The sequence below is a fragment of the Nitrospira sp. BLG_2 genome (assembly GCF_049222245.1).
This window is the reverse complement of record NZ_JBLYIG010000085.1, coordinates 1-2,602: the sequence shown is the minus strand read 5'-3', so window position 1 is coordinate 2,602 and position 2,602 is coordinate 1. Positions and strand designations below refer to the sequence as shown.

Sequence of the window (2,602 nt, the reverse complement as noted above, 5' to 3'; positions counted from 1 at the left end):
GCGGGACTTGTAGCCGGTGCCATGTCCATGGCGTCGGGGGAATACATATCAGTCAGTTCACAAGCCGACACGGAACGAGCCGATCTGGATCGCGAACGCCATGAGTTGGCCGCTGACCCCGAGCGCGAACACGAGGAAATGACCGCTCTGTATGTTGCGCGAGGACTCGATCGTAGCCTCGCCTCCGCGGTTACGACCCAATTGATGGCGCATGACGCGCTGGGCGCGCATAGCCGTGAGGAACTGGGTCTCACCGACACTACGGCCGCTCGACCGGTTCAAGCCGCGCTCGCGTCGGCCGGCACGTTTTCAGTCGGCGCGCTCCTTCCGCTCCTCATCGTTGTGACGGCGCCGAAATCAACGATCCTATGGACAGTGTCAGCCGGCTCACTCTTTTTTCTCGCGCTGCTCGGCTCATTGGCGGCCCAGGCCGGCGGCGCATCGGTGATGACAGGTGCCGTCCGAGTCACCTTTTGGGGTGTCTTGGCTATGGCAGTCACGGCTGGAGTCGGACGCTTGTTTGGGATAGGGCTCTAAGGTGAAAGAATTCACCGATTGTTTCCCAAGGAAGTGCTAAAGATCGAGCCTGCCTGGACGTCTCTTACAATGAGCGGAGCAAGAGTCGATCAATAGAGAAGGCAATAGATTACGTTGAGCTGACAAGTTAGAATGGCCGCCGTTCGTCATTCGTCACACTCAGGCTGCCGAAGAGTAATCCATGGCGATTACTGATGCCTACCTTGTGAATGTCTTGTTGGACGTCAACGAGACACAGGATGTCGATGATAGAGCGGAAAGTCGATCCTATATCGTGGCCGATCGCACCTCTGGCCAGGCGGTCATCATCGATGCCGTCATCGAAAATGTCGAACGCGACCTCCGAATCGCCAGAGAGCTGGGGATCAGCCTCCTCTTCGCCATTGAAACGCACATCCATGCCGACCACATTACAGGGGCCTCGCTCATTAAAGAGAGAACCGGGGCGAAGATTGTGTATGGCGGCGGCGCCAAAGGCGAAGTCACCGGTACGGATAGGTTTCTGTTCGAAGGCGAGGCGCTGACGTTCGGCCATACGACTCTGACGGCGCTCGCGACACCCGGCCATACGAATGGTTGCACCAGCTACGCGCTCCCCGGCGCGGTCTTCACGGGCGATGCGTTGTTCATACGCGGAAATGGACGAACCGATTTGCAGGGCGGTTCCGCAGAGAAATTGTTCGACTCTGTACGGAAGAAACTGTTCGCGCTGCCGGACGACACGATTATCTATCCCGGGCACGATTATCAAGGCAGGGTGTCTTCCACGATCGGGGAGGAGAAGCAATTCAACGAACGCCTGAATCTCTCCATCAATAAAGAATCCTTCGTCGGGATGATGAATCGGAGGAACACGCCCCGTCCCGCAAAAATGGACATCGCCATTCCCGCCAATATGCGAGCAGGCCGAATGGTCGGACTATGAAGGAAGACACAAAATGAACACAGAAGAAGCTGAATAGCGGCAATCGTGTACGGCGACGATCACTCTTGCAGGAATTTTTGATCCGCAACATGGAATATCGTCCATGCCCCAACGTGACCGCCCTCCCAATGTAGGATACCGTGCCGAGTTGCGGCTCGATACAATCGCGCCATCATTAGGAGGTAACGATGGCGCACTTTTCTCACACTCGAACCTACCAACGGTTTCCCTTCCATTCTCCCCTCATTATCGGCGGAGAATCATTCGTCGATGAGGGCATGCTTCGGAACCTTTCAATGCACGGTTGCTCGATGGTGTGCAATCGAGAACTGCCTCTTGGCGGCACGGTGCGACTGAGCCTGCTCTTGCCGGATCAGCCGTCGGCATTGCCGATTGAGCTCGGACGGATAACATGGGCGCAGGGAAATGAATGCGGGATTGAATTCGTGCAGCTGCCGCTGCAGTCGCGGCTGCGTCTCAATCGCACGTTGCGAGTCGAGCTGATCCAATTTCTGAACGCGCGCAAGAACCGGGAGTTAGAAGCACGTACTGCCTAGATGTTGCAGTTCCTGGTTCATTGACGAAGTGCTCCTTTATCCGGAGTACGCGTAACACCGTGAATGACATCTGCCCCGGCAACAGGATCATTCGGGCACGCTACACATTCTTTGGCCACAAGGAGCCCAGCTCCGGATATTTCACGCGATAATCGGCATGGCCGGCGCGGATGACCCTCAGCGCTTCCTCACGTCCATACACGCTGGTGATTTCCACCCGATGATGCGTCGTTCCAGGCGCGCTCTTATAGGTGAGAAAATAATGTTGGAGGCGATCCATGAGAGCGGTCGGACATTGTGAAACGTCCGTGAAGTTGCCGTACACCGCATCGTCCCTCATTACGGCGATGATCTTGTCGTCGGCGTCACCGCCGTCAGCCAGGCTCAACCCGCCGATCGGCAACGCGGTCAGGAGGATGTCGCTGTGCGGAATGCTCTTTTCCGACAACACGCAAATATCGAGCGGATCCCCGTCTCCGACCATACCCTTGCGGCGGGCTCGCTTCGCAAAGATAGCCGCTACCTGCTCACCGGAGTAGGTCTGCGGAATGAGCCCATAATAGACCGGGCAAAAATTGGAAAA

General features: G+C 56.6%; 4 protein-coding genes. 3 read left to right on the top strand and 1 reads right to left on the bottom strand.

Features of this window, described 5'->3' with window-relative positions; all coding sequences use genetic code 11:
- The 3 genes from ACOSYY_RS02560 to ACOSYY_RS02550 all read left to right on the top strand — a co-directional run.
- Positions 1-537 (top strand): VIT1/CCC1 transporter family protein (locus ACOSYY_RS02560; protein WP_421660706.1); only part of this gene is annotated, 537 nt, incomplete at its 5' end.
- A gap of 181 nt (positions 538-718) precedes the next feature.
- Complete coding sequence (locus ACOSYY_RS02555) at positions 719-1,462, top strand: MBL fold metallo-hydrolase (RefSeq protein WP_421660705.1); 744 nt, start codon at positions 719-721, stop codon at positions 1,460-1,462.
- Positions 1,463-1,650: 188 nt separating this feature from the next.
- Positions 1,651-2,019 carry a PilZ domain-containing protein gene (locus ACOSYY_RS02550; protein ID WP_421660704.1) on the top strand — a complete coding sequence of 123 codons (369 nt, stop codon included), beginning with the start codon at positions 1,651-1,653 and terminating at the stop codon, positions 2,017-2,019.
- 100 nt (positions 2,020-2,119) lie between these two features.
- On the opposite strand, the gene ACOSYY_RS02545 is transcribed toward ACOSYY_RS02550, so the two are convergent.
- Positions 2,120-2,602 (bottom strand): inorganic diphosphatase (locus tag ACOSYY_RS02545; RefSeq protein WP_421660703.1); only part of this gene is annotated, 483 nt, incomplete at its 5' end.